This window comes from Pseudomonas sp. 22072 (assembly GCF_052046095.1).
In the GTDB taxonomy this organism is placed as follows: domain Bacteria; phylum Pseudomonadota; class Gammaproteobacteria; order Pseudomonadales; family Pseudomonadaceae; genus Aquipseudomonas; species Aquipseudomonas paracarnis.
Genome location: NZ_JBQEQE010000002.1, coordinates 249,177 through 270,709, shown reverse-complemented (window position 1 = coordinate 270,709; position 21,533 = coordinate 249,177). Strand labels below are relative to the sequence as shown.

Here is a 21,533-nt window from a genome sequence, read left to right as displayed (position 1 = left end):
TTAGAGCAGACTTTGCAGCTTGCGATGCAACATCGAAACGTTGCTTCCTTTTGCTACAAACCCTGTAAGGGTCTCTGTAAGAAGGGCCGAGACTTTATCAGCTTCAGCTTTGCTTGGGAAGCCCCCAAACACACAACTTCCAGTTCCGGTTAATTTTGCTTCGGTAAATTTACCTAACAAATTCAAAGCGTTACGTACCTCTGGATAACGCCTTGCTACAACCGGTAAGCAGTCATTTCGACTGTTTCCCTTGGGAACGGGGCGCACTTTAATGGGAGAAGAGTTACGTGTCAACAACGGATCTGAAAAAATTTCTGCTGTACTTACAGATACTTGCGGCACCAGCACGACATACCAAGGTTCTTCGGGCTCTACAGGGGTGAGTTTTTCCCCGACGCCTTCAGCAAATGCGGCGTGCCCCCGCACGAAAACCGGGACGTCGGCGCCCAGCGTGAGGCCCAGCGCAGCAAGGCGGTCGTGGTTCCAGCCCAGTTGCCATAAATGATTGAGGCCCAACAAAGTGGTCGCGGCATTGGAGCTGCCGCCACCGATACCTCCGCCCATGGGCAGAATTTTGTCGATCCAGATATCGATGCCGAGTCTGCAGCCAGATTGTTCCTGAAGTTTTTTTGCCGCCCGCACAATCAGATTGCTGTCGTGGGGCACGCCGTCGAATTCGGTGTGCAACTGGACCACGCCATCGTCGCGCACGGCAAAGGTGAGTTCATCACCGTAGTCGAGAAACTGAAACAGCGTCTGCAGCTCGTGGTAGCCATCTTCACGGCGACCGAGGATGTGCAGCATCAGGTTGAGCTTGGCCGGGGAGGGCAGGGTCAATTTTTGTGCGGACACGTTATTGCCCCAGTTTGCGCGGTTGCCAGTCCTTGATCACCAGCGTGACATCAAGGTCGGTGCCATGCAGCTTGATACGTTCGGGAAGCCAATAACCGCTTTGCTCCACGTAGCTCAAATATTCGACCTGCCAGCCATCCTGCTCCAGGGTGGCGAGGCGGCGGTCGCCATTGAGGCTCAGACGGCTCTTGCTGTCCGGCGCCGGCAGACCGCGCACCCACCAGACCAGATGCGAGACGGGCAACTTCCAGCCAATTTGCTGCTCCAGCAATTCTTCCGGGGAGGTTGCCTCGTAGCGGCCCTGGTTGGCCACTTCCAGGCTCACTTGCCCTGGCCGGCCAGTCAGGCGGGCCGCGCCACGGCCCAGGGGGCCCGAGAGGCGAATGTCGTAATAGTCCTGGCGCTGCAGCCAGAACAGCGTGCCGCTGCCAGAGTCTTTCGGCGCACGTACTCCGACCTTGCCCTCGATCTGCCAGCCATCGATGCTGCTGAGCTGATCCTTGTGTTGTTTCCATTGGGCCGGGTTGCCCTGGCCTTCAACGGATTCACGGCTGCCGATGCCCGCGCAACCGGCGAGCAGGGCGATGAAGCTGAAAACGATAACGTGGCGCAAGAACATAAATTTAAAGGGTCTCGGATCCGGTCAGGCGCTTGATGGTGCTGCGCAGGATAGGGCTGTCGGGTTGTTCCTTGAGGAATTTTTCCCAGATTTGTCGGGCTTCGCGCTGCTTGCCATTGGCCCAGAGCACTTCGCCCAAGTGTGCGGCAACTTCCTGGTCCGGAAAACGCTCCAGTGCCTGGCGCAGCAAGCGTTCGGCCTCGTCGAGGTTGCCCAGGCGGTAATTCACCCAGCCCAGGCTGTCGAGTACGGCCGGGTCTTCCGGGTTGAGCGCATGAGCCTGTTCGATCAGCACCTTGGCTTCGGCGTAGCGCGTGGTGCGGTCGGACAAGGTGTAGCCCAGGGCGTTAAGGGCCATGGCGTTGTCCGGGTCACGCTTGATGATCAGGCGCAGGTCTTTTTCCAGCTGTGCCAGGTCATTGCGTTTTTCCGCCTGCATGGCGCGGGTGTACAGCAGGTTCAAGTCGTCGGGGTATTGCAGCAACGCTTGTTGCAATAGTTTCCAGGCGCGTTCGCCCTGTTTGTTGGCCGATAAGGTCTCGGCCTGGATCAGGTACAGCTGGATGGCGTAGTCCGGTTCGGCATCGCGGGCCGCGGCCAGGCGTTTTTCCGCTTCGTCGGTGCGGCCGTTGCTCATCAGGATATCGGCCTGGCGCAACTGCGCTGGCAGATAATCATTGCCGGGGCCGACCTGGGCGTATTCAAGCAGGGCCGCTTGAGGGTCGTTGCGCTCTTCAGCGATGCGGCCCAGGTTCAGGTGCGCCGAGTCCACGTGGCTGTCACGTTCGATCAGCTCTTGCAGGTAGCCCTTGGCCTCGTCCCAGGCTTTGGCTTCCAGGCACACCAATGCCAGGGAATAACGCAGTTCGTCGTCGTCCGGGTATTGCTGGACCAGGTTGGCGAACTGCACTTTGGCGTCTTCCATACGGTCCTGCTCAACCAGCATACGTGCATAGGTCAGGAGCAGGCGCTTGTCGCCGGGGTATTTCTTGATGCTTTTTTCCAGCAGCGGAATCGCTTCCTTGCCGCGGTTAAGGCTTTGCAGCAGGCGTGCACGCAACAGGATGGGCGCGATTTCACCTTCTTCCGGCGGGTTCTGCTCCAGCAGCTTGAGCGCGGCGTCGGCTTCATCGTCCTGTTGCAGCAGCAGGGCCTTGCCGAAAATCAACTGGCTGTTCTTCGGGTGCTTTTGCAGCAGGCGATCGAAACTCTTCATCAGGCCGTTGCGCGTGTCCTGGTCGGTGTCGGCGGCCGACAGCGCAAGAAAGTCAAAATGTGTGTCGCCTTTGCCCTGCAGGACCTTCTCCATATAAACCATGGAGTCGTCATAGCGCCCGGCACGCGCCAGTTGCACGGCTGCGGCGCGCTGGGCTTCCAGATCATCCGGGGCATTTTTGGCCCAGATCAGCGAGGTGTCCAGCGCTGCCTGGTCGGCGCCCAGGTATTCGGCGATGCGAAACGCTCGCTCGGAAATCCCCGGGTCCTGGGTGTTGATGGCCTGGGTCACGTAATTATCCAGCGCAATATCAAAGCGATTGCGTTGGCCGGCCAGCTCAGCTGTCAGCAGGCTGTAGATCGTTTCTTCACTGAACGAGGAATAAACCTTGGGTTTTTCAGGGGCGGGAGTGCTGTCTTCCACCGGCGACGTAGCGTCCGGCGACACGGGTGCCATGGCCTGGCAGCCGCAGAGGAAGACAAAAGCGAGGAGCAACGCGGAAGATCTATTCATATAGGAAGAGGACGACTAACCTGCGGTCGGATCATCATGACACAAGCCTTCGGCCAAACATAACCGGGGCACTCGGAATACGACTATTGCTGCCTTTTGCCTTTCCTTTGTAGGAGCGAGCTTGCTGACGAAAAACCTGAGAGCGCCGCTGGGCGCCCGGCTTGCCGCGTTATCGTTGACGATTTTCGCGAGCAAGCTCGCTCCTGCAAAAGTGCATTGATAGGCATAAGGTATAGGGACAATAGACGACGGTGGTTGTTCTGAATCTTTCGAAGTAGGACAATTGTCGGCTTCCCGACATCATCAGCGATATTGAATGGCCTTCCTCGCACTCGGTATTAACCACAAGACTGCCTCCGTAGACGTGCGCGAGCGCGTGGCGTTTACGCCAGAGCAGTTGGTTGAGGCCTTGCAGCAGCTCTGCCGACTTACCGACAGCCGCGAAGCTGCGATCCTTTCGACCTGCAATCGCAGCGAGCTCTATATAGAGCAGGAACATCTCTCGGCGGATGTGGTGCTGCGCTGGCTGGCCGATTATCACCATTTGAGCCTCGATGACCTGCGTGCCAGCGCTTATGTGCATGAAGAGGATGCGGCAGTTCGTCACATGATGCGCGTGGCGGCCGGTCTCGACTCGCTGGTGTTGGGTGAACCGCAGATTCTCGGCCAGATGAAGTCTGCCTACGCCGTGGCGCGTGAGGCCGGCACCGTCGGCCCATTGCTGGGCCGCCTGTTCCAGGCCACCTTTAATTCCGCCAAGCAAGTGCGTACCGATACGGCCATCGGCGAAAACCCGGTGTCCGTGGCCTTTGCCGCAGTGAGCCTGGCCAAGCAGATTTTCAGCGACTTGCAGCGCAGCCAGGCCCTGCTGATCGGCGCTGGTGAAACCATCACCCTGGTGGCCCGTCACCTGCACGATCTTGGCGTGAAGCGCATCGTGGTCGCCAACCGCACCCTGGAGCGCGCCAGCATTCTGGCCGAGCAGTTCGGTGCCCATGCGGTGCTGCTGTCGGACATTCCCGCTGAACTGGTGCGCAGTGATATCGTCATCAGTTCCACCGCCAGCCAATTGCCGATTCTGGGCAAGGGCGCGGTCGAGAGCGCGTTGAAGCTGCGCAAGCACAAGCCGATCTTCATGGTAGATATCGCCGTTCCACGGGATATCGAGCCCGAAGTCGGCGAGTTGGACGACGTTTACCTTTATAGCGTCGACGATCTGCATGAAGTGGTCGCTGAAAACCTCAAGAGTCGTCAGGGTGCCGCCCAGGCCGCCGAGGAAATGGTCAGCACCGGCGCCGAAGATTTCATGGTGCGCCTGCGTGAGCTGGCGGCAGTGGATGTGCTCAAGGCGTATCGTCAGCAGGGTGAACGCCTGCGTGATGAAGAGTTGCTCAAGGCCCAGCGCATGCTGGCCAACGGCAGCGGCGCCGAGGAAGTGCTGATGCAATTGGCCCGTGGCCTGACCAACAAACTGCTCCACGCTCCTAGCGTCCAGTTGAAAAAGCTTACCGCCGAAGGCCGCCTCGATGCGCTGGCCATGGCCCAGGAACTCTTTGCCCTCGGTGAGGGCGCGTCAGACAGCTCTTCGGATAAAAAACCGCAATGAAAGCGTCACTGCTCAATAAACTGGACGTGCTCCAGGACCGTTTCGAAGAACTGACCGCCTTGCTCGGCGATGGCGAGGTCATTTCCGATCAAACCAAATTCCGTGCTTATTCCAAGGAATACGCCGAAGTTGAGCCCATTGTGGCCACTTATAAACACCTGCTGAAAGTCCAGGCCGACTTCGAAGGCGCCCAGGCCCTGCTCAAGGACAGCGACCCGGACATGCGCGAAATGGCCGTGGAAGAAGTCCGCGAAGCCAAGGAAAAACTCGCTGAGCTTGAGGGTGACCTGCAACGCATGTTGCTGCCCAAGGACCCTAACGACGGACGCAACGTTTTCCTCGAAATCCGCGCTGGTACCGGTGGCGACGAGGCGGCGATTTTTTCCGGTGACCTGTTCCGCATGTATTCGCGCTATGCCGAGCGTCGCGGCTGGCGCGTGGAGATCCTCTCCGAGAACGAGGGCGAGCACGGCGGTTATAAAGAAGTCATCGCCCGGGTTGAAGGTGACAATGTCTACGGCAAGCTGAAGTTCGAATCCGGTGCGCACCGCGTACAGCGGGTGCCTGCGACGGAATCCCAGGGCCGCATCCACACCTCGGCGTGCACCGTCGCCGTGTTGCCTGAGCCGGACGAACAGGAAGCCATCGAGATCAACCCGGCGGATTTGCGCGTGGACACTTACCGCTCATCCGGCGCGGGTGGCCAGCACGTTAACAAGACCGACTCGGCGATCCGTATCACACACTTGCCGTCGGGCATTGTGGTGGAGTGCCAGGAAGAACGTTCCCAGCACAAGAACCGTGCGCGGGCCATGTCCTGGTTGTCGGCCAAGTTGAACGACCAGCAGACCAGCGCCGCGGCCAATGCAATTGCCAGCGAACGCAAGCTGCTGGTGGGCTCCGGCGACCGCTCCGAGCGTATCCGTACCTACAACTTTGCCCAGGGCCGGGTCACGGACCATCGGGTCAACCTCACCCTGTATTCCCTCGACGAAATTCTCGCCGGGGGCGTGGATGCGGTGATCGAGCCTTTGCTCGCCGAATACCAGGCCGACCAACTGGCAGCGATAGGTGACTAAATGACCATCATCGCCAGCCTGCTGCGCGCCGCTGACCTGCCCGACTCGCCGACGGCGCGCCTGGACGTGGAGTTGCTGCTGGCCGCTGCCCTGGGCAAATCGCGCAGCTACCTGCATACCTGGCCGGAAAAGATCGTCAGCAGCGAAGACGCGCTGACCTTTTCCGGCTACCTGCAGCGCCGCCGCAGCGGCGAGCCGGTGGCCTATATCCTCGGCCAGCAAGGCTTCTGGAAACTCGACCTGGAAGTAGCACCGCACACTTTGATCCCCCGCCCGGAAACTGAGTTGCTGGTGGAAGCTGCCCTGGAATTGCTGCCCGCCACGCCCGCCCAGGTCCTGGACCTGGGCACCGGTAGCGGCGCCATCGCCTTGGCCTTGGCCAGCGAACGTCCGGCCTGGCAGGTCACGGCGGTCGACCGTGTGCTGGAGGCCGTGGCCCTGGCCGAGCGCAATCGTCAACGCCTGCACCTCACTAACGCCACGGTGCTCAACAGCCACTGGTTCAGCGCCCTGCAAGGCCAGCGCTTCGACCTGATCATCAGCAACCCGCCCTACATTGCCGACAATGACCCGCACCTGGTGGCCGGCGATGTGCGCTTCGAACCGGCCAGTGCGCTGGTGGCGGGGCACGATGGCCTGGACGATTTGCGCCTCATCATTGCAAAGTCTCCTGCTCACCTGAACGACGGCGGCTGGCTGTTGCTCGAACACGGTTACGACCAGGCCCAGGTCGTGCGCGATTTGTTACTCAACCAAGGCTTTGACGGCGTACACAGTCGCATCGACCTCGGCGGTCACGAACGCATCACCTTGGGGCGCCGCCCGTGCTGACCGACCAGGAGCTGTTGCGCTATAGCCGGCAGATTCTGTTGCAGCATGTCGACATTGATGGTCAATTACGCCTGAAACAGAGCCGCGCGTTGATCGTCGGCCTGGGTGGCCTGGGCGCTCCGGTGGCGCTTTACCTGGCCGCTGCTGGGGTGGGCGAATTGCACCTGGCGGATTTCGATACGGTCGATTTGACCAACCTGCAACGCCAGATCATCCATGACACTAACAGCGTGGGGCAGACCAAGGTCGATTCGGCCATGGGGCGCCTGAGAGCGATCAACCCTGAAGTCGCCCTGGTCGCCCATCGTGCTGCGCTGGATGCCGACTCGCTGGCTGCTGCGGTCAACGCAGTGGATCTGGTGCTCGATTGCAGCGATAACTTCTCTACCCGCGAGGCGGTCAACGTAGCCTGCGTTGCCGCCGGCAAACCGTTGGTCAGTGGCGCGGCCATTCGCCTTGAGGGGCAATTGTCGGTATTCGACCCCCGCCGCGCTGACAGTCCCTGCTACCACTGTTTGTATGGGCACGGCAGCGACACTGAACTGACCTGCAGCGAAGCCGGCGTTGTCGGGCCGTTGGTCGGTGTGGTTGGCAGCCTGCAAGCGCTGGAAGCCTTGAAGCTGCTGGCCGGTTTTGGTGAGTCGTTGGTAGGGCGCCTGTTGTTGATCGATGCGCTGACCACGCGTTTTCGCGAGTTGCGCGTCAAGCGTGACCCAGGCTGCAGCGTCTGCGGGGCAAAGCATGGTTAAGGGCGCGCCTGTTGGTGTGTTCGATTCCGGTATCGGCGGCCTGACGGTGCTGGAAGAAATCCAGCAGTTGTTGCCCCACGAGTCACTGCTGTACGTGGCGGACTGCGGGCACATTCCCTATGGTGAGAAAACGCCGGCGTTCATTCTTGAACGTTCTCGCTCGGTCGCTGAGTTTTTCCGCGAGCGGGGCGCCAAGGCCTTTGTGATTGCCTGCAACACGGCGACGGTCGCCGCGGTGGCCGATTTGCGCCAGGACTACCCCGACTGGCCGCTGGTAGGCATGGAGCCTGCGGTCAAACCTGCTGCCGCGGCCACGCGCAGTGGTGTGGTGGGTGTGCTCGCCACTACGGGCACACTGCAAAGCGCCAAGTTCGCCGCCTTGCTCGACCGTTTTGCCACCGATGTGCGGGTGATTACGCAGCCGTGCCCGGGCCTAGTGGAGCTGATTGAAGCCGGCGACCTCAACAGCCCCGCCTTGCACTCCCTGCTGCAAGGCTATATTGAGCCGCTGCTTAGCGCCGGTTGCGACACCATCATCCTGGGTTGCACTCATTATCCCTTCCTCAAGCCACTCCTGGCGCAGATGCTGCCCCCCAGCATCATCCTCATTGATACCGGCGCCGCCGTGGCGCGCCAGCTCAAGCGCTTGCTGGGTGAGCGCGACCTGCTGGCCATTGGCGAACCTGAACCTGCACAGTTCTGGACCAGCGGCGATCTGTGTCACCTAAGAAACATCCTACCGACACTTTGGAAACATCCTGGAGTTGTGCGAAGCTTTGGCTCGTGAAAATTTCGTGAAATCAGCCTGAAAAAAGCTGAACTTCTGGCTATGCGTCGGCTTCTATAGCCCGTTAGCCTGTACACAACCCAATTATCTCGTTTGCAAAGGATGTTTCACATGAAGCGCTTGTTCTGTTTGGCTGCGATTGCGGCCGCTATGTTGGGACACTCTGTTTCAGCCCAGGCCGCCGGCCTGGAGTTCGGCTTGGGGAGCACCAGCGATTCGACGCTGACCTACCGCCTGGGCCTGACCTCCGATTGGGACAAGAGCTGGATGCAGAGCAATGTCGGCCGACTGACCGGCTACTGGAGCGGCGCCTATACCTATTGGGAAGGGGATGATCGTGCGGGCGCCAGCAGCCTGTCGTTCTCGCCGGTGTTTGTGTATGAGTTTGCCGGCGAGTCGGTCAAACCCTACATCGAAGCCGGTATCGGCGTGGCGTTGTTCTCTCGCACTCGGCTGGAAGACAACAACATCGGCCAGTCCTTCCAGTTCGAAGACCGCCTGGGTTTCGGCCTGCGGTTCAACGGCGGGCATGAAGTGGGCATTCGTGCCACGCATTATTCCAACGCCGGCATCAGCAGCAATAACGATGGTGTAGAGAGTTACTCGCTGCACTACACCATGCCGCTGTAATGCACTGTAGGAGCGAGCTTGCTCGCGAAGAACCTCAACGATAACGCAGCGAATCAGGTTTAACGCGGCGTTCTCAGGTTTTTCGCGAGCAAGCTCGCTCCTACAGAATCAGCGGTAGGCCGTGGTAATGCCTTCACGCTCTTCAAGGCATTCCGGCGCCCCCATCTCGAACTCCCGGCAAATCAACGGCCGAAGCTCATAGATCGTGCACATCATCGTGTCGCGGTCCAGCGCTGCGCACCAGCCGTCGTCCAGGCGCATCATCACCTCACCCCCCCAATCGTCGGTATCGATAAAGCGTTGTGGCACGCCGGTGTCGGTGATCAGCATGACTTCCAGCTGGCAGCAACAAGCCGCGCACGTCGAGCACGTGACGGGTTCGGTGATTTGAATGTGAGGGATGTTGGTCATAGGCGCGCAGTGTAAGGCAAGTGCGTCAGATGCGTATGAATGCTCGGACGGGCGTCAGTGTTCCAGCCTCTGCGCAACCCCGTGTAACAGCGGAAAGAGCATGGCCCATAACAGCGCCAGGCCGATCAGTGTTGGGGCGGTGCCGTACGCAAAACTCACGCCTGCCAATTGACTGCCGGCGTAATAAGACAACGGCCCGCCCACCGCGCCTAGCAGGCTGGCGAGCCACCAGGGCCGTGCGCTCCAGGCCAGGCAATGGCGCAAGGTGGTGGCCAGCAAGGCCCATAACAGTATCAGCCACAGCGGAATCAGTGGCCCCGGCGTATTGAACTCAAACACGCCGAGCCCACGCAGTGCCGTATCGACCAGTGTTCCCAGCACCGTCACGGCCAGAATCACTTGCCCCTCTCTTGCCCAAGAGCTTATCCACAGCAAGTGTGCGCCCAGTACCGCGATGCCGATCAGCAGCCAACGGCTATCGCCGCCGAGCACGCAGGCAAACCAGCCGCACTGAAACAGCACGGTGTTGGCCAGGGATTTAAGCACTGAAACGCCCAAGCAGCGGCGGATTGATGGCCGCCGGTTTGGCCAGCAGCAACTGCGCGGTGCCGATGGTGCGCTCCATAAAGCCACCTTCGCAGTAGCACAGGTAAAACTCCCACAGGCGCAGGAAGTATTCGTCATAACCGAGTTCGGCAAGACGGCCATGGGCGCGGCGAAAGTTTTCATGCCACAGGCGCAGGGTGCGGGCGTAGTGCAGGCCGAAGTCTTCCATGTGCAGCAGGTTCATGTCGGTGTCACGGCTGACGATCTGCAGCATGTTTTGTACACAGGGCAGCGCGCCACCAGGGAAGATGTAGCGCTGGATAAAGTCGACGCTGCGTTTGGCCTGCTCAAAGCGTTGTTCACGAATAGTGATGGCTTGCAGCAGCATCAGGCCGTCGGGCTTGAGCAGCTGGGCACATTGTTTGAAATAGGTGGGCAGGAAACGATGGCCCACCGCTTCAATCATTTCGATCGACACCAGCTTGTCGTACTCACCGGTGAGGTCGCGGTAATCGCTCAGCAGCACGGTCACACGATCTTGCAGGCCCGCCGCCTGGATACGCTGCGCGGTGTAGGCGAACTGTTCCTTGGACAGGGTCGTGGTGGTGACCCGGCAGCCGTAATGCTGCGCCGCATACAACGCCATGCTGCCCCAGCCGGTACCGATTTCCAGCAGATGGTCGCTGGGCTTGAGCGCCAGTTTCTGGCAGATGCGCGCTAATTTGTTCAGTTGTGCCTGTTCCAGGGTGTCATCGGGGGTCAGGAATTGCGCGGCCGAGTACATCATGGTGGGGTCGAGAAATTCTTCGAACAGGTCGTTGCCCAAGTCGTAATGGGCGGCGATGTTTTTTTGCGAGCCTTTGCGTGTGTTGCGGTTGAGCCAGTGCAGGCCCTGAGTGAACGGCCGCGCCAGGCGTGCCAGGCCACCTTCCATGGCGTCGAGCACCTCCAGGTTGCTGACCATCACCCGCACGACGGCGGTGAGGTCGGGGCTGGTCCAGTAACCATGGATAAACGCTTCGCCGGCGCCGATCGAGCCATTGGCCGCCACCAGCCCCCATACTGCCGCGTCGAGAATCTGGATCTCGCCCAGTAGGTGCGCTTCCCGTGCGCCGAAGACTTGCCGCTCGCCATCCTCGATGATGACCAACTGGCCATGGCGCAATTGGCTGAGCTGGCGCAACACGCCTTTGCGCAATAGCGCAGCGGTCATGCCGTTGACGTTCAGGCGGTTAGCCTTGACCGATAAGCTAGGGGATTTCATGGTGGCGATCCTTGGTATACCCGACTGCGGTGCGAGAGGCGCCATCGGCGGCCTGGTGGGAAAAAATCGGAGTGCGTTTGAGCAGCAGGCGCAAGGCTTGCCAGTAGATCGCAAGGCCGGTCTTGGCGGTCATCCAGGGAAAGCGCCGCAAATAGCGATGCAGGCTGGCGCGGCTCAGTGCCTGTTTTTCCAGGCTCAAGGTGGCGTCGAAGACTTTTTGCGTGCCCTGCCAATCGGCCATATGCACGCCGAGCCTGGCGGCGGGCTGGCTGAAACTCATGCGGTATTCCAGCTCGCGAGGCAAAAACGGCGACACATGGAAGGCCTTGGCCACGGCGAAATGCTGGTGCTCATCGGCGCCCAGTGCCTGGGCGGGCAGCACGTAGTGATAGCGCTCGCGCCATGGGGTGTTGGTCACTTCACACAGGATCGCGGCCAGTTGCCCGTCAGCCTCGAAGCAGTAGAAGAAACTCACCGGGTTAAAAGCCAGGCCCCAACTGCGGGCCTGGGTCAGCAGGCAGATAGCGCCCTGGGGTGTTTGCCCCAGGGCCTTGCCGACTTCCTGGCGCACGGCATCGCTCAGGCTCATGCCGTGGCGCGTGAATTCACGCAGGTAATCCTGCTGGCGGAAACCGAAAGGCGCCAGGCGACCCGTGCCGGCCAGCGGCGAGAGCCCCAGTACTTCATCCTCTTCACTGAGGTCCAGGTACAACAGGCCGATGCGGTAGCGAAAGGCGTGGGCTTTGGGCGTAAACCGGCGATGGGCGATCCAGCCGCTGTACAAGGCGCTGTTCACAGGGTTTCCCCAAACGCCTGGGCCACGCGCAGAGCGCTGACCACGCCGTCTTCGTGAAAGCCGTTGGCCCAGTAGGCCCCGCAGTAAAAGGTATTGCGCACGCCGTTCAATTCTTCCCAGCGTGCCTGTGCGGCGACTGCGGCCAGGCTGTATTGCGGATGGGCGTAGGTGTAGCGCGCCAGGATCTTCAGCGGGTTGATCATCGGCGTCTGATTGAGGCTGACGCAAAAGGTAATGGCGCTGTCGATGCCTTGCAGGATGTTCATGTCATAGGTGACGGCGGCCTGTTGTTGCACGTTGCCCGTCAGCCGATAGTTCCAGCTGGCCCAGGCCAGTTTGCGGTCGGGCAGCAGGCGTGTGTCGGTGTGCAGCACCACGTCGTTTTCGGCGTAGGGCAGGGCGCCGAGGATCTGCTGTTCGGCCTGGCTGGGGTCATCGAGCAAGGCCAGGGCCTGATCGCTGTGGCAGGCGAATACCACGCGGTCGAAGGTTTCGCTGCCGGCCGGGCTGTGGATAACTACACCTTCGTCGCTGCGTTGCACCTTATGCACAGGGCAGTTGAGCCGTATCTGTTCGCGAAAGCTGCGGGTCAGCGGCTCGATATAACAGCTGGAGCCGCCCTCGATCACACACCATTGCGGGCGGTTGCTCACCGAGAGCAAGCCGTGGTTCTTGAAGAAGCGCACAAAAAACTGCAGCGGAAACTTGAGCATATCGGCCAGGGACATCGACCAGATGGCAGCGCCCATCGGCACGATGTAATGCCGGATAAACCTGGGGCCATAGCCGCCAGCGGTGAGGTAATCGCCCAGGGTCATGTCGGCGCTGATGCGCTGCTCTTGCAAGTCCAGGGGCGCCTGGCGATTGAAGCGCAGGATATCGCGCAACATGCCCCAGAACCCCGGCGACAGAATATTGCGGCGCTGGGCAAACAGGCTGTTGAGGTTGTTGCCGTTGTACTCGAAGCCTGTGCTTTGGTCGCACACCGAAAAACTCATCTCGGTGGGTTTGAACCTGACCCCGATCTGCTCCAGCAGACGGATGAAGTTCGGGTAGGTCCAGTCGTTGAACACAATGAAGCCCGTGTCCACCGCATAGTTTTTGCCGTCGACCGTCACGTTGGCCGTGTGTGTATGCCCGCCAATGCAGTCATTGGCCTCGAACAGCGTAATGTCGTGGCGACGGCTGAGCAGGTAGGCGCTGGTCAGCCCGGCGATGCCGCTGCCGATAATGGCGATCTTCACAGGTCGTCCTTCTTCGGTGGCGGGCTGCGCAGCATGCGTTTGCCGATGATCAGTTGCGCGCGGTTGGGCAGCTTCGACAGCGGCCACAAGGTGGCAATGAACAGTGCCGGAAAGGCGATTTCCAGCGGGCGTTTTTCCAGCTTGGCGAAAATGTGTTTCGCGGCTTTGTCGGCCGGCCAGCTCAGGGGCATCGGGAAATCATTGCGCTCGGTCAGCGGCGTGTCGACGAAGCCTGGGCTGATCACCGTGACATCGATGTTTTCCGGCGATAGGCCGATACGCAGGGATTCGAACAAGTAACGCAGGCCGGCCTTGGACGCGCCGTAGGCTTCGGCGCGGGGCATGGGCAGGTAGGTCACGGCACTGGCCACGCCCACCAGGTGCGGGGTGCGCCCTGCGCGCAACAGTGGCAGCGCGGCCTCGATGCAATAACTGCTGGCCAGCAGATTGGTACGCACCACGTGCTCGATGATCGAGGCGTCAAATTGCCGGGCGTCGACGTATTCACAAGTGCCGGCGTTGAGGATCACCGTGTCCAGCGAACCCCAGACCTCGCTGATACGCTCGCCGATCTCGCGCACGGTCTGGCTGTTGGTCAGGTCGCCGGCCACCACCAGAACCTGGCCTGGATATCGAAGGGCGAGGGCATCCAGCGGGCCTTGGGTGCGGGAACTCAGGGCCACTTGGGCGCCGCTCTCGAGCAACTCCACGGCCAGCGCCGCACCGATACCACTGCTGGCGCCGGTCAGCCAATAACGACGGGGCGGTGTAAGGCTCATCCCATTCTCCTTTTCAGCCAACGAATAACGCGACCCAGTAGGGGGACATGTTCATAGAGCAGGGCGCCGGCATCGAAATAGTCGCGATGGCGGTAAACCTTGTCGTGCCACAACAAATGGGAACAGCCTGGCACCTCGATCACCTGCCCACCGGCCAGGCGTGGGTGACGAAAACGCATAGTCCAGCGCAGGTAGCCCTCGCCTTCGGCCACGGTATCGAAGCCGTGGAAGTCAAAATGCAGCTCGCTGACGTTGCTGTACAAGTCGGCAAAGTAACGCCGCAACGCTGGCAGGCCCTGGACTTCATGCAGGGGGTCGGCAAAGGCGGTGTCCTCGCTGTACAGGCGGCCGAGCAGGTGCAGGTTGTGCTTGTCCAGCGTGGCGAAGGTGTGGGCAAACTGGTGCAGGAAGTCACTCATGTTCGGCCATCTCCTGACGCGAAGGCAGCCGGCGAAATGCGGCCAAGGCGCGCTCGCGAGACTGTTTCAAATCGACGATGGCACGCGGGTAATCCGCCACGCCGAACAGGCCCCCAGCCGCTTCGGGGTTGTGCACTTGTTTTTTATTCAGCGCGGCCAGTTCCGGGAGCCAGCGTTTGATGAACACGCCGTCACCGTCGAATTTTTCCGATTGGCTCAGCGGGCTGAATATCCGGAAATACGGCGCCGAGTCGGTGCCCGTGGACGAACTCCATTGCCAGCCGCCGTTGTTGGCCGCCAGATCACCGTCGATCAGGTGGCGCATAAAGAAGCGCTCGCCCTCGCGCCAGTCGATCAGCAGGTTTTTGGTCAGGAACATCGCCACCACCATGCGCAGGCGGTTGTGCATCCAGCCGGTTTCCAGCAGTTGGCGCATGGCCGCGTCGATGATCGGCAAGCCGGTGCGCGCCTGTTGCCAGGCGGCCAGGTCTTCGGGCGCCTTGCGCCAGGCCAGCGCTTCGGTTTCCGGGCGAAACGCGCGGTGGCGGGAAACCCGTGGGTAGCCGACCAGGATGTGCTTGTAGAACTCGCGCCACAGCAGCTCGTTGATCCAGGTGATGGCGCCGATGTCGCCGCTTTCGAACTCGCCCTGGTTGGTTTGCAGCGCGGCGTGCAAGCACTGGCGCGGCGAAACCACTCCGGCGGCCAGGTAGGCAGAAAGCTGACTGGTGCCGGGCTTGGCCGGGAAGTCGCGTTCGTCCTTGTAATAGCTGATCTGCTGATCAGCGAAGGCATCGAGGCGACGGCGCGCCTCGTCTTCGCCAGCGGGCCAGAGGGCACGCAAGGTTTCGCTGGGTGTCGGGAACCCTTCGACTGCCGTTGGCACAGGGTCGCTTTTCACGCCAGGCTCGGCCTGGGCCTTTGGCGTCGGCACCACGCGGGGCAGGGCGCTGTGCAGGCGGCTGTAGCAGACCTTGCGGAACTGGCTGAACACCTGGAAGTAGGTGCCGGTCTTGGTCAGCACACTACCCGGCTGGAAAAACAGTTGGTCCAGGTAGCTGTGGAAGGTCACGCCGTCAGCTTCCAGGGCCTGGGCCACGGCGCGGTCGCGGCGGCTCTCGTGAACGCCATATTCCTCGTTGACGTGTACCGACTCCACCGACAGCTCGCGGCACAGTTGGCTCAGTACCGTCGGCGCCTGGTCCCAGGTCGCGGCGTGGCGGATTAACAGCGGAATGTTGAGGTTGCCCAGTGCCTGGCTCAGGTGCTGCAAGTTGCGCAGCCAGAAATCGACTTTGCACGGCGCGTCATCATGCGCCTGCCATTGCTCGGGCGTGATCAGGTAAACAGCCGCGACGGGGCCGCGCTGGCACGCGGCCGCCAGGGCAGTGTTGTCGTGCAGGCGCAAGTCGGTGCGCAGCCAGATCAGATGCATTTAGACAATTCCACGCTGGATCAATAATTGATGGGCCGCCAACAGGTCCTCGGCCACGAACAACTCAGGGATGTCCTGGGTTAATACGCCCAACTCGGCGTGGTGGATGCACACCGTTGGTCCGGCAATCACCGTTGGGCAATGGATGCCGCCCAGCAGTTTGCTGAGTGCCGACACTTGCAACGCCTTGCTTGAGTACAGCAGCACCGCACGGGGTTGCAGGTGTTCCACCGCCAGGGCCAGTTCGCCGACAGGCAGTGGCCAATCGAATACTTCCACCGGGCAATCGGCACTGCTGGCCAGCCAGGCGCTGAGCCACAGGTGCGGTTCCAGGGGCAGGTCGGAATGATTGACCAGCAACAGGGGCGCGCCGTGGAGTTGACGATTGTTGTGATAGATCCGTGCGCCAAACTTGCTGCGCAGCCAGGACAGGAAGAACACCCGCTCCATCTGCGCGCCGAACTGGCCCTGCCAGCGTTGTTCCAGCTCGTTGAGCAGCGGTAGCATCAATTGCTCGCACAAGGTGCGTGGCGGGTAAAGCGCCATGGCCTGGTTGAAGGCGTCATCGACCCGGCGCTCGGCCAGTTCACTGATGGCACTCACCAAATGCTGGCGCAGGCTCTGCCACTCGTTTTCCATCGGCTCCGGGCTACCTTGGGCGGAGTCGATCAGCCCTTTGACCTGGCTGACCGGCACGCCGCGATTGAGCCAGGTGAGGATGGCCTGGATGCGTTGCACATGTTCGGCGCTGAACAACCGATGCCCTTTGGGCGTGCGCTGGGGCACGATGAGGCCGTAGCGGCGCTCCCACGCGCGCAGCGTCACCGCATTCACGCCGGTCTGGCGCGCCACCTCGCGGATCGGCAGCCAGCCGTTTTCCAGGGCCAGGGCGAGGTCTTCGCCGGGTTCGTCGAGCAGGGCAGGTTTCATGGGTTAGATCGCATTACGCAGGCTGAGGTTTTCCGGGTGCGGTTGCAGGTAGGCCTGCTGCGCGATGTAGCGGTCCGGATGTTGGCGAAAGTGGTGTTTGAGCAGGGTCAGCGGCACCACCAGTGGCACGATGCCGTGGCGGTATTGGCCGATGACGGTCTGCATTTCCTGTTTGTCATCGGCACTGATGGCTTGCTTGAGATAGCCACTGATGTGTTGCAGCACATTGGTATGGGTACCGCGAGTCGCGCATTTTTTCAGGCCCGCCATCAGTTCGCTGAAATAGCCGTCGGCCAAAGCTTGCAGGTCAATGCCCTTGCCCATGCTGCCGAGCAAGTGGCCCAGGCTTTTGTAATGCGCCGGGCTGTGTGCCATCAGCAGGTACTTGTAGCGCGAGTGAAACGTCAGCAAGCGGTGACGGGTAAGGCCGTCGGCCAACAGTTGCTGCCAACTGGCGTACACGAATACGCGGGTGAGGAAGTTTTCCCGCAGCACCGGGTCGTTCAGGCGACCGTCTTCCTCCACCGGCAGGTTGGGGTGTCGAGCACAAAACGCCTGGGCGTAAATGCCGCGCCCGCCACCGTCGACGGGCGTGCCGTTGTCGCGGTACACCTTGACCCGCTCCAGGCCGCAGGACGGTGACTTTTGCATGAAGATGTAGCCGCACAGGTCGGTATGTTCCCGGGCCATTTGCTGGCCGTAATCATCCAGTGGCTGAGTGACATTGAGCGCAGGGTTTACGCTGCCCACGGCCTGCGGGTGGTTGGGGTCCCCGACCAGGCGGATCGCTTGCCGAGGAATGCCCAGGCCGATGGCAACTTCAGGGCACAACGGGACGAAATCGAAATAGTCACTGAGGGTCTGACTGCATAGCAGGGACTGTTTATGACCGCCATTGAAGCGCACGTTCTCACCCAGAAGGCAGGCGCTGATGGCGATCTTCGGTTTCACACGGCTGGACATAAGCAAACCTCTGCAAGAATCCTGTACAAGCTACAAATCTTGTACAACTAAATCTCATCATAGGCTCGATGTTGTACAAGTCAAATATTTTGTACAGGGTTGTGCCGCCGCTTTATTTCCAGCCGATTGTCCAGTCCTCAGCGTTTTTCAGGGTCTGCCAGGGCAGGCGTTCGGCGCGCCGAGTAAGGATGGCCTGCAGTTCGATGTCCAGCACCGTGCCCTCGTCGTCACGGAACAATTCGGTGACCAGGAAGTGTTTTTCCTTGTGGCGGGGATGAGCTGCCGTCCATTTTGACAGCAGCAGTTTGGCGGGGTTGATGCGGTTCATTGCAAGTGCTCGATCAAGCGTCGCGCCGCTTCCTGGCCACTCAACCAGGCACCTTCCACCCGGCCGGAGAGGCACCAGTCACCACAGACGAACAGGCCCAGGTCGGCGTCGGCCAGCACGCCGAATTCATGGCTGCTCGATGGGCGCGCGTAGAGCCAACGGTGCGCCAGGCTGAACGACGGCGCAGGCATGGCGCTGTGCAGCAATTCGGCAAAGGCGCCGTGCAGGTGTTCGATCACCGCTTCCTTGGGCAGGTCCAGGTGGGCCTTGCTCCAGGCGCTGGTGGCGTGCAGCACCCAGGTGTCGAGGGTGGTATCGCGCCCGGGCTTGCTGCGGTTGCGCGCCAGCCAGTCGAGGGGGCTGTCTTGCACGAAGCAGCCCTCCATCGGCGTATCCAGGGGCTTGTCGAACGCCAGGGCGATGGCCCAGGTAGGGTCCATTTTTACCCCGGCGGCGGCGCTCGCCAGCTTGGGCGCGGCGGCCAGCAGGGCGGTGGCTTGGGGCGCCGGCGTGGCAATGATCACGTGACTGAAAGGGCCGTGATTGCCGCCGTCCGCGTCGAGCAGGTTCCAGTGCTGCGTGCCCTGGAAGACTTCGGTGATGCGGCAACCGAACTCCACCGGCAAGTCGTCGAGCAGGGCGCGAGTGATGGCGCTCATGCGCGGCGTGCCCACCCAGCGGATCTGCTCATCGGGGGAGGGCGTCAATTGCCCGGACTTGAAGTTATACAACTGGGGCTTCCACTGCTCGGCCCAGCCGTTGCTTTGCCAGCGCTGCACTTCGTTGACGAAGCGCCGGTCGCGAGCGGTGAAGTATTGCGCGCCCATATCCAGCGCGCCGGCGTCGCTGCGCTTGCTGGACATGCGGCCACCGCTGCCGCGGCTTTTATCGAAGAGATGCACTGCATGCCCAGCGTCTTGTAACGCTCGGGCGGCGGAGAGACCGGCGATGCCGGTACCAATGATCGCGATGGGAACAGTCATGGGAGGCCTCGTTTTACCGTTGGGTACAGACTACGCCGACACCAATAGCTGTACAATATTGTTTTTTGGTATAAGTTTTGGCGTGCCTGATTGTGTGGCGTGACCTATGGTTAAGCTAAGGCTTGAACCCCCGTCACGCTCAATTATCAAATTGATCCCTGCTTATAAAATAGACCAGTGAGCGGCGGCGAACGTTACATGAGGAGAGTCCCATGCATATTTTGCTGACCGGCGGTACCGGCTTGATCGGCCGTCAACTCTGCAAGCACTGGCTCGCGCAAGGCCACCGCCTGACGGTGTGGAGCCGGCAACCGGAAACGGTCGCCCGGGTGTGCGGTGCGCAGGTGCTCGGAGTGGCTCGCCTACAAGAGGTGATTGGCACGGTGGACGCGGTGGTCAACCTGGCAGGCGCGCCTATCGCGGACCGGCCTTGGACCCATAAGCGCAAGGCATTGCTGTGGAACAGTCGCATTCACCTCACCGAAACCTTGCTGGCCTGGATGGAAAGCCTGGAACAAAAACCGGCGGTGCTGATCTCCGGCTCTGCGGTGGGTTGGTACGGCGACGGCGGCGAGCGCGAACTGACCGAAGCCAGCGGCCCGGTGCTGGATGACTTCCCCAGCCAGTTGTGTATCGCCTGGGAGGAAACCGCCCAGCGTGCCGAAGCCTTGGGCATTCGCGTGGTGCTGGTGCGTACGGGGTTGGTGCTGTCTGCCGAGGGCGGCTTTTTGTCGCGCCTGCTGCTGCCGTTCAAACTGGCGCTGGGCGGGCCGATTGGCAATGGACGGCAGTGGATGCCCTGGGTGCATATCAAGGATCAAATCGCCCTGATTGATTTTCTTCTGCACAAGCAAGACGCCAACGGTCCTTATAATGCCTGCGCGCCGCACCCGGTGCGCAACCGCGAATTTGCCAAGACCCTGGGCCAGGTGCTGCACCGCCCGGCGTTCATGCCGATGCCGGCATTTGCGTTGAAGGTTGGCCTGGGTGAGTTGTCCGGCTTGTTGCTGGGCGGGCAAAAGGCTTTGCCTGAACGGCTGCAGGCCGCAGGTTTCACTTTCCAGTTCACTGAGTTGCGTGCGGCTCTGGACGACTTGTCCAGCCGCCTCTAAAGATAGGATGTTGCATGACCGATCACGCGTTGTTACTGGTCAACCTGGGTTCGCCAAAGTCCACTTCAGTGGCCGATGTGCGCAGCTACCTCAATCAGTTCCTGATGGACCCTTATGTGATCGACTTGCCGTGGCCGGTGCGGCGCTTGCTGGTATCGCTGATCCTGATCAAGCGCCCCGAGCAATCGGCCCATGCCTATGCGTCGATCTGGTGGGACGAGGGTTCGCCGTTGGTGGTGCTGAGCCGCCGCCTGCAGCAGCAGATGACCGCGCAGTGGACCCAGGGCCCGGTGGAATTGGCGATGCGTTACGGCGAGCCGTCCCTGGAAACGGTCCTGACACGCCTGGCCGCCCAGGGTATTCAAAAAATCACACTGGCGCCGTTGTACCCGCAGTTTGCCGACAGCACCGTCACCACGGTGATAGAGGAAGCCAAGCGAGTGGTGCGCGACAAGCAACTGAATGTGCAGTTTTCGATCCTGCAACCGTTCTACGATCAGCCTGAGTACCTCGATGCGCTGGCGGCGAGTGTGCGCTCTTATGTGGAGCAGGATTACGATCACTTGCTGCTCAGTTTCCATGGCTTGCCTGAGCGTCATCTGACCAAGCTCGACCCCACGGGCCAGCACTGCTTCAAGGATGCCGACTGCTGCAAGAACGCATCCCCTGAAGTGCTTGCCACCTGTTACCGCGCGCAGTGCTTCAGCGTGGCGCGGGATGTGGCCGAGCGGCTGGGTTTACCGGAGGGCAAATGGTCGGTGGCGTTCCAGTCCCGCCTGGGCCGGGCCAAGTGGATCGAACCCTACACCGAGGCACGCCTTGAGGCATTGGCCCAGCAAGGCGTGAAGAAGCTGCTGGTGATGTGCCCGGCGTTCGTCGCCGACTGTATTGAAACGTTGGAGGAAATTGGCGATCGCGGTCGCGAGCAATTTCGTGAAGCGGGGGGCGAGGAGCTGGTGTTGGTGCCTTGCCTGAATGACGAGCCGCAGTGGGCGGCAGCGCTTAATACCCTGTGCGAACGAGCGCCGGTTGCCTTGTAATCGAGCCCTGCGGTGATCCAATTGTGGGAGCTGGCTTGCCTGCGATGGCGGCCTAACCGCGACGCTTCCCTACTTGCCCCCCCGCGGACCAATTGTGGGAGCGGGCTTGCTCGCGAAGGCGGCATGGCAGTCAACACAGTTGGATTGTGTACATATCCATTCCTGCGGTAACGGCTGCTTAGGGTTCCGCTTTTACAGCGGGTCACTTTGGAAAAGAGCCGGAATGCCGGCCCAGCCCAAAGTAACCAAAGGGCTCTTGCCCCACCACTCGGCACCTCGCCTAGGCTCGGTGTGCCCGAACGCAGGCTTGAATCCGTGGGTCGCCGCCACGCGCCATCCATGGCGCGGGGCGGCTAACCCGGCGTCCTGCCGGGTTACCCACGAATTCAAGCCTGCGTTCG

General features: G+C 61.0%; 23 protein-coding genes and 1 pseudogene. 8 read left to right on the top strand and 16 right to left on the bottom strand.

Features of this window, described 5'->3' with window-relative positions; genetic code table 11:
- Genes ispE through ACTJLA_RS03345 form a run of 3 tightly spaced genes read right to left on the bottom strand, consistent with a single transcriptional unit; the run spans position 1 to position 3,200 of the window.
- Positions 1-804, bottom strand: coding sequence for a 4-(cytidine 5'-diphospho)-2-C-methyl-D-erythritol kinase (ispE, locus tag ACTJLA_RS03355; RefSeq protein WP_232103882.1), 804 nt, complete (start codon positions 802-804; stop codon positions 1-3).
- Positions 805-853: 49 nt separating this feature from the next.
- Positions 854-1,471: a lipoprotein insertase outer membrane protein LolB gene (gene lolB, locus ACTJLA_RS03350; RefSeq protein ID WP_314550803.1), complete on the bottom strand. Its 618-nt coding sequence runs from the start codon at positions 1,469-1,471 to the stop codon at positions 854-856.
- Positions 1,472-1,475: 4 nt separating this feature from the next.
- Positions 1,476-3,200, bottom strand: coding sequence for a tetratricopeptide repeat protein (locus ACTJLA_RS03345; RefSeq protein ID WP_314550806.1), 1,725 nt, complete (start codon positions 3,198-3,200; stop codon positions 1,476-1,478).
- Between the two features lie 316 nt (positions 3,201-3,516).
- Here ACTJLA_RS03345 and hemA point away from each other — a divergent pair, with 316 nt between their 5' ends.
- The 6 genes from hemA (at position 3,517) to ACTJLA_RS03315 (ending at position 8,882) form a co-directional block, all read left to right on the top strand.
- Positions 3,517-4,806 carry a glutamyl-tRNA reductase gene (gene hemA, locus ACTJLA_RS03340; RefSeq protein WP_003188356.1) on the top strand — a complete coding sequence of 430 codons (1,290 nt, stop codon included), beginning with the start codon at positions 3,517-3,519 and terminating at the stop codon, positions 4,804-4,806.
- Positions 4,803-5,885, top strand: coding sequence for a peptide chain release factor 1 (gene prfA / locus ACTJLA_RS03335; RefSeq protein ID WP_440840641.1), 1,083 nt, complete (start codon positions 4,803-4,805; stop codon positions 5,883-5,885). The genes hemA and prfA overlap by 4 nt, the downstream gene beginning before the upstream one ends.
- Positions 5,886-6,716, top strand: coding sequence for a peptide chain release factor N(5)-glutamine methyltransferase (gene prmC / locus ACTJLA_RS03330; protein ID WP_034128080.1), 831 nt, complete (start codon positions 5,886-5,888; stop codon positions 6,714-6,716).
- On the top strand, positions 6,710-7,465 hold the full coding sequence (locus ACTJLA_RS03325; protein WP_034128079.1) for a molybdopterin-synthase adenylyltransferase MoeB: 756 nt from the start codon (positions 6,710-6,712) through the stop codon (positions 7,463-7,465). Before prmC ends, ACTJLA_RS03325 begins: the two co-directional genes overlap by 7 nt.
- Complete coding sequence (gene murI / locus ACTJLA_RS03320) at positions 7,458-8,252, top strand: glutamate racemase (RefSeq protein ID WP_034128078.1); 795 nt, start codon at positions 7,458-7,460, stop codon at positions 8,250-8,252. The genes ACTJLA_RS03325 and murI overlap by 8 nt, the downstream gene beginning before the upstream one ends.
- A 111-nt stretch (positions 8,253-8,363) precedes the next feature.
- Positions 8,364-8,882: an acyloxyacyl hydrolase gene (locus ACTJLA_RS03315; RefSeq protein ID WP_014716838.1), complete on the top strand. Its 519-nt coding sequence runs from the start codon at positions 8,364-8,366 to the stop codon at positions 8,880-8,882.
- Between the two features lie 108 nt (positions 8,883-8,990).
- On the opposite strand, the gene ACTJLA_RS03310 is transcribed toward ACTJLA_RS03315, so the two are convergent.
- The 12 genes from ACTJLA_RS03310 to ACTJLA_RS03255 form a co-directional block, all read right to left on the bottom strand.
- A complete protein-coding gene (locus ACTJLA_RS03310; protein WP_054922553.1) occupies positions 8,991-9,293 on the bottom strand; it encodes a YkgJ family cysteine cluster protein in 303 nt (100 codons plus the stop codon).
- 54 nt (positions 9,294-9,347) lie between these two features.
- Positions 9,348-9,839: a DUF2878 domain-containing protein gene (locus ACTJLA_RS03305; RefSeq protein ID WP_057977391.1), complete on the bottom strand. Its 492-nt coding sequence runs from the start codon at positions 9,837-9,839 to the stop codon at positions 9,348-9,350.
- On the bottom strand, positions 9,832-11,103 hold the full coding sequence (locus ACTJLA_RS03300) for an SAM-dependent methyltransferase (RefSeq protein ID WP_054896866.1): 1,272 nt from the start codon (positions 11,101-11,103) through the stop codon (positions 9,832-9,834). Before ACTJLA_RS03300 ends, ACTJLA_RS03305 begins: the two co-directional genes overlap by 8 nt.
- Positions 11,090-11,899 (bottom strand): DUF1365 domain-containing protein, encoded by an 810-nt coding sequence (locus ACTJLA_RS03295; protein WP_054922544.1) that lies wholly within the window; start codon positions 11,897-11,899, stop codon positions 11,090-11,092. The genes ACTJLA_RS03300 and ACTJLA_RS03295 overlap by 14 nt, the downstream gene beginning before the upstream one ends.
- Entirely contained in the window at positions 11,896-13,143 is a 1,248-nt protein-coding gene (locus tag ACTJLA_RS03290; RefSeq protein WP_314550826.1) for an NAD(P)/FAD-dependent oxidoreductase, read from the bottom strand. The genes ACTJLA_RS03295 and ACTJLA_RS03290 overlap by 4 nt, the downstream gene beginning before the upstream one ends.
- Positions 13,140-13,922, bottom strand: coding sequence for an SDR family NAD(P)-dependent oxidoreductase (locus ACTJLA_RS03285; RefSeq protein WP_054922540.1), 783 nt, complete (start codon positions 13,920-13,922; stop codon positions 13,140-13,142). The genes ACTJLA_RS03290 and ACTJLA_RS03285 overlap by 4 nt, the downstream gene beginning before the upstream one ends.
- Positions 13,919-14,341 (bottom strand): nuclear transport factor 2 family protein, encoded by a 423-nt coding sequence (locus tag ACTJLA_RS03280; RefSeq protein ID WP_057977388.1) that lies wholly within the window; start codon positions 14,339-14,341, stop codon positions 13,919-13,921. The genes ACTJLA_RS03285 and ACTJLA_RS03280 overlap by 4 nt, the downstream gene beginning before the upstream one ends.
- Complete coding sequence (gene phrB / locus ACTJLA_RS03275; protein ID WP_057977386.1) at positions 14,334-15,776, bottom strand: deoxyribodipyrimidine photo-lyase; 1,443 nt, start codon at positions 15,774-15,776, stop codon at positions 14,334-14,336. The genes ACTJLA_RS03280 and phrB overlap by 8 nt, the downstream gene beginning before the upstream one ends.
- On the bottom strand, positions 15,777-16,706 hold the full coding sequence (locus ACTJLA_RS03270) for a MerR family transcriptional regulator (protein ID WP_034128070.1): 930 nt from the start codon (positions 16,704-16,706) through the stop codon (positions 15,777-15,779).
- 3 nt (positions 16,707-16,709) lie between these two features.
- Positions 16,710-17,669: a YbgA family protein gene (locus tag ACTJLA_RS03265; RefSeq protein ID WP_054922531.1), complete on the bottom strand. Its 960-nt coding sequence runs from the start codon at positions 17,667-17,669 to the stop codon at positions 16,710-16,712.
- Between the two features lie 112 nt (positions 17,670-17,781).
- Positions 17,782-17,997, bottom strand: coding sequence for a TIGR02450 family Trp-rich protein (locus tag ACTJLA_RS03260; protein ID WP_054896873.1), 216 nt, complete (start codon positions 17,995-17,997; stop codon positions 17,782-17,784).
- Positions 17,994-18,980 (bottom strand): NAD(P)/FAD-dependent oxidoreductase, encoded by a 987-nt coding sequence (locus ACTJLA_RS03255; protein WP_034128068.1) that lies wholly within the window; start codon positions 18,978-18,980, stop codon positions 17,994-17,996. The genes ACTJLA_RS03260 and ACTJLA_RS03255 overlap by 4 nt, the downstream gene beginning before the upstream one ends.
- Before the next feature lie 212 nt (positions 18,981-19,192).
- Between ACTJLA_RS03255 and ACTJLA_RS03250 the strand changes: the two genes are divergently transcribed.
- Together ACTJLA_RS03250 and hemH are read left to right on the top strand one after the other, a co-directional pair.
- Entirely contained in the window at positions 19,193-20,092 is a 900-nt protein-coding gene (locus ACTJLA_RS03250) for a TIGR01777 family oxidoreductase (RefSeq protein ID WP_054896874.1), read from the top strand.
- Between the two features lie 14 nt (positions 20,093-20,106).
- Positions 20,107-21,132, top strand: coding sequence for a ferrochelatase (gene hemH / locus ACTJLA_RS03245; RefSeq protein ID WP_034128066.1), 1,026 nt, complete (start codon positions 20,107-20,109; stop codon positions 21,130-21,132).
- 192 nt (positions 21,133-21,324) lie between these two features.
- Here the strand turns inward: hemH and ACTJLA_RS03240 are convergent.
- Positions 21,325-21,533, bottom strand: a pseudogene (locus ACTJLA_RS03240) (hypothetical protein); the annotation flags it as partial.